Source organism: Enterobacter sp. 50793107 (genome assembly GCF_001463365.1).
In the GTDB taxonomy this organism is placed as follows: Bacteria; Pseudomonadota; Gammaproteobacteria; order Enterobacterales; family Enterobacteriaceae; genus Enterobacter; species Enterobacter cloacae.
This window is the reverse complement of sequence record NZ_LNII01000015.1, coordinates 1-4,655: the sequence shown is the minus strand read 5'-3', so window position 1 is coordinate 4,655 and position 4,655 is coordinate 1. Positions and strand designations below refer to the sequence as shown.

Annotated in this window: 4 protein-coding genes and 1 pseudogene; 3 read left to right on the top strand and 2 right to left on the bottom strand. The window is 50.7% G+C overall.

What is annotated here, in order from left to right; all coding sequences use genetic code 11:
• Both silP and APU11_RS03010 read left to right on the top strand, forming a co-directional pair.
• The coding region (gene silP / locus APU11_RS03015; protein ID WP_060578316.1) for an Ag(+)-translocating P-type ATPase SilP at positions 1–2,197 on the top strand (2,197 nt) is incomplete at its 5' end.
• A gap of 40 nt (positions 2,198–2,237) precedes the next feature.
• A complete protein-coding gene (locus APU11_RS03010; RefSeq protein WP_000843494.1) occupies positions 2,238–2,435 on the top strand; it encodes a DUF2933 domain-containing protein in 198 nt (65 codons plus the stop codon).
• 33 nt (positions 2,436–2,468) lie between these two features.
• On the opposite strand, the gene APU11_RS03005 is transcribed toward APU11_RS03010, so the two are convergent.
• Together APU11_RS03005 and APU11_RS03000 are read right to left on the bottom strand one after the other, a co-directional pair.
• Positions 2,469–3,206 (bottom strand): peptidoglycan DD-metalloendopeptidase family protein, encoded by a 738-nt coding sequence (locus APU11_RS03005; protein ID WP_000287499.1) that lies wholly within the window; start codon positions 3,204–3,206, stop codon positions 2,469–2,471.
• A 274-nt stretch (positions 3,207–3,480) separates the two neighbouring features.
• On the bottom strand, positions 3,481–3,930 hold the full coding sequence (locus APU11_RS03000) for a hypothetical protein (protein WP_001023231.1): 450 nt from the start codon (positions 3,928–3,930) through the stop codon (positions 3,481–3,483).
• A gap of 234 nt (positions 3,931–4,164) precedes the next feature.
• Here APU11_RS03000 and pcoA point away from each other — a divergent pair.
• Positions 4,165–4,655: pseudogene (gene pcoA, locus APU11_RS02995) on the top strand (multicopper oxidase PcoA); the annotation flags it as partial.

Here is a 4,655-nt window from a genome sequence, read left to right as displayed (position 1 = left end):
CCATCACCACCATCACCACGAGGTCATCCCTGATCAGATAAAACAGCCTCACCACCAGGCGGAGAACGATATTTCTGAAGGTGTGTGGACATGCCCGATGCACCCGGAGATACGCCGTCGTGGTCCAGGAAGCTGTCCTGTCTGTGGAATGGCACTGGAACCACTCGTAGCCACGGCATCCACGGGGCCGAGTGATGAACTTCGCGACATGACAAGACGCTTCTGGCTGGGGTTGTTGCTGGCGTTTCCGGTTCTGATACTCGAAATGGGATCTCATCTGTTTCCCGCCTTGAGAAATACAGTATCGCCACAGTACAACACATGGCTGCAGCTGCTTCTGGCCTCTCCTGTCGTGTTGTGGTGTGGCTGGCCATTTTTCGCCCGGGCCGGGATGTCGTTACGTAACCGTTCCCTGAATATGTTTACCCTTGTTGCTATGGGGACCGGCGTAGCCTGGGTTTACAGCGTCATTGCAACTGTCTTCCCCTCCTGGTTTCCTGCATCGTTCAGAAACATGGATGGCCTGGTGGCCGTTTATTTTGAAGCCGCGGCAGTAATTACGGTGCTTGTACTGCTGGGACAGGTTCTTGAGCTGCGGGCACGGGAACAAACCTCAGGTGCCATTACTGCGCTTCTGAACCTTGCCCCCAAAACCGCCAGGCGGCTGGACCATGACGGTCATGAAACGGATATTAATGCGGAAGATGTCCTGCCTGGCGATAAGCTCCGCATCAGACCTGGGGAGAGTATTCCGGTCGACGGTATCGTGGTCGAAGGCACAACAACCGTTGATGAATCGATGGTGACCGGGGAGTCTATGCCGGTTACCAAAACGGAGGGTGCCCCTGTCATTGGGGGGACGATTAATCAGACAGGTAGTCTTATCATCCGTGCAGAGAAAGTCGGAGATGAAACGATGCTCTCACGAATTGTTCAGATGGTCGCTGATGCACAGCGTTCGCGAGCCCCCATCCAGAGAATGGCTGACAGCGTTTCAGGCTGGTTTGTTCCTCTGGTGATACTTATCGCGGTTGTTGCTTTCGTGATCTGGTCTGTCTGGGGGCCCGAGCCCAGGATGGCGCACGGTCTGATTGCGGCTGTGTCGGTCCTGATTATTGCCTGTCCCTGCGCGCTGGGGCTGGCCACGCCGATGTCGATAATGGTGGGGGTGGGCAAAGGAGCCCAGGCCGGGGTGTTAATCAAAAATGCCGAAGCCCTTGAGCGTCTTGAAAAAGTGGACACGCTGGTTGTCGACAAAACAGGCACGCTCACGGAAGGTTCGCCTACGGTGACAGGAATTATCAGTCTCAGTCCGGGTGGGGAAGCCTCTCTTTTGCGTGTAACGGCCGCAGTGGAAAAAGGCTCGCAGCATCCGCTGGGTATGGCAGTCGTCAGAGCAGCACAGGAAAAGGGGATCGCAATACCCGCAGTCACTCATTTCGATGCGCCGTCGGGTAAAGGTGTCACAGGCGATGTCGAAGGTCAACGGATTGTTATTGGTAATGAACTGGTTATGCAGGAAAACAGTATCGTTGTTGATAATCAAAAGGCCGTTGCGGATACGTTGCGGATGGAAGGCGCTACCGTTATCTATGTGGCCACGGACGGGGACCTTGCAGGCCTGATAGCTATTTCGGATCCCGTGAAAGCAACCACGCCGGATGCACTTAAAGCGTTGCGTCAGGCGGGGATCCGCATCGTTATGCTCACCGGGGATAACCAGCTTACCGCTGAAGCAGTCGCACGGAAACTGGGAATAGATGAGGTTGAAGCCGGGATTCTGCCGGATGGCAAAAAAGCAGTGATAACCCGACTGAAAGCGTCTGGCCATGTGGTTGCGATGGCCGGAGACGGTGTGAATGATGCCCCGGCGCTGGCAGCGGCTGACGTGGGAATAGCCATGGGAACGGGTACAGATGTGGCAATTGAAAGTGCCGGAGTCACCCTTCTCAAAGGCGACCTGATGATACTGAACAGGGCCCGTCATCTGTCAGAGATCACCATGAAAAATATCCGACAGAATCTGTTTTTTGCATTTATCTACAACGCACTTGGTGTGCCGGTGGCTGCAGGCCTGCTTTATCCTGTGTATGGAATACTGCTGTCGCCAGTTATTGCGGCGGCGGCCATGGCTCTTTCTTCCGTCAGCGTCATTGTGAATGCGTTGCGTCTGAAAAGTGTCAGGCTCGGGAAATAACACTGAGTGAAGGGTCTGTTATGAACAGAAGGAGTCCAGTATGAAAAGTACCACCTATGCGCTTATTGCTGTCGCCGCGATCGCGGCATTTGCCCTCCTGCGAGAACACTGGTCACATGTGGCAGGTTACTGGCCATATCTGTTATTGCTGGTCTGCCCGCTAATGCATCTTTTCCACGGCCACGGAGGGCATGGGGATCACCAACATCACGGAAGTGAAAACGATAAAAAAAATTAATCCGGCAAACGGGGCCGCGTCGCGGTCCCGTTATCAGTCCAGGTATCGTTCGTAGTCTCTGGCATGCGCAAAGGCATGCTGTTCGAGTTTGTTATCAGCGGGTGCCGATGCCCGGAACGCCAGTGAATTAACAGGATTGTTATTGATGACCAGCTCGTAATGTAAATGAGGACCGGATGAACGTCCGCTGTTACCGGATAACGCAATAGCACCTCCCCGGGTAACTCTGGCCCCTTTAGTAACGAGTATTTTATTGAGGTGGAGATAGCGAGTTTTAACACCGGCTTTTCCCGTTACTTCAACAAAATATCCCATGGTACTGTTGTATTCGGCCCGGGTGATTTTTCCGTCGATGACGCTGACTATTTTCGTGTTCATGGGCATGGAATAATCAATGCCATTATGGGGACTCACTTTTCCCGATACCGGGTTAAGTCTTGCAGGATTGAAAGGTGAACTGAGTCTTGCTGTGGCTGGTAACGGATAATCGAGACTGCCTTTCCCGGAAGTATCGGAAAGATTATAGAACTTTTTGTCTGATATACGATACGCCGTGTAATTAAATGAGCCGGACGTAAATTTATAAGCCACTACACGTGATTTTCCCGCTTTCTTTTGCAGTACGAGTTTTAATGATTCATTTTTTTTCAAATGCCGAAGATTAAAGCGGGAAGGCAAAGAGCGCTGAAGGATAGCGATCTCGTTCGATTCCAGCCCCGAGCGGGTGGCTGAAAGGTAAGCATTTTCTTTTACGACATCGGTAGAATACATTTACTGGAATTCGCCGTTAGCATGAACACTGCGGCGTATGCTAGGGGTTTTCAGGAGGCGTGTCATCTGCCAGTTAATCGGGAGTACCGTTGATGGTCGTCATTTTTGTAACATATCTTGTTTCCCGTTTGCTCCTGAAGATCTGGGAACTGTATGACCAGCCTGACGGTGATGATTAACGGGACTGAAACAGGTTACGGCAGAGCAATATGGGGCTCATGTCCTGCTACGTAACCCGTCAGTAAAGCCCTGCTAAGCACTAACCCGCCTGCAGTTACCTGGAGGAATACAGGCCGCGAAGCTTTCTTGCCTGTGTCTGATGAGCTTCCGCACCGGCATTATTGACCTGCTCATGCACGAGGGCGGCTTTCTCTCCGGCATTCAGTTCGTTAAAAGAAGAAGAGGAGGTCTTTGAATTTGCACCACTGTCGGACAGCATTTTTTTATGTTCCTCAATCATTTTCTGATGTGCATAGGACGCGCTGTTGTTCATAAATGAATGAGCAACAATGGCCCTTTCATGTTCATTCATTTCAGAGAATGAGGGCGTGTTGTTTTTATTAACCCTGTCCGGTAAGTTTTCATGCGTCGAGGAATTCACATGACTGACGGCTGAGGCATTATTAACAAATCGATGTGCTTCATGGGCAATATCACTGGACTGAGCAAAAGCTGCCCCACAAAATAAAGCTGTAAACGCAGTGGCCGTGATTAATATATTCATGTGTAATTACCTTCTGAGGTACATAAAAGATGTCCTTATGATCATATATAAAAATAATCAACCTGTGGGGAAGATGACGTAAATGTAATACAGCTATGTACATTACACGATTGTAATGAATTTGTTTCTTAAGGTGTGCTAGATTCATTTCATTGTAAGTGGATGAACCAGTAATTTAATTTAAATCGGTTCTCGAATTCTGTCAGTAACCATACTTTAAATAAGGGAATGCGCATGCTGTTGAAAACGTCTCGACGAACTTTCCTGAAGGGGTTAACCCTCTCTGGCGTAGCCGGAAGTCTTGGCGTATGGAGTTTCAATGCGCGTTCCAGTCTGAGCCTGCCAGTTGCCGCATCCCTGCAGGGTACTCAGTTTGACCTGACCATTGGTGAAACGGCCGTCAATATCACGGGCAGTGAGCGTCAGGCCAAAACAATCAATGGAGGCCTGCCGGGGCCCGTTCTTCGCTGGAAAGAAGGTGACACCATTACCCTGAAGGTCAAAAACCGTCTTAATGAACAGACGTCCATTCACTGGCACGGCATTATTCTTCCGGCCAATATGGATGGTGTTCCGGGGCTGAGTTTTATGGGCATAGAGCCTGATGATACCTACGTTTACACCTTTAAGGTTAAGCAGAACGGGACTTACTGGTACCACAGCCATTCCGGTCTGCAGGAACAGGAGGGGGTATACGGTGCCATTATCATCGATGCCAGGGAGCC

What these genes read in the sequence shown, in the direction of transcription:
- APU11_RS03005 (WP_000287499.1), bottom strand. Translation starts at nt 3,206, where the DNA reads ATGTATTCTACCGATGTCGTAAAAGAAAATGCTTACCTTTCAGCCACC.
- APU11_RS03000 (WP_001023231.1), bottom strand. Translation starts at nt 3,930, where the DNA reads ATGAATATATTAATCACGGCCACTGCGTTTACAGCTTTATTTTGTGGG.
- APU11_RS03010 (WP_000843494.1), top strand. Translation starts at nt 2,238, where the DNA reads ATGAAAAGTACCACCTATGCGCTTATTGCTGTCGCCGCGATCGCGGCA.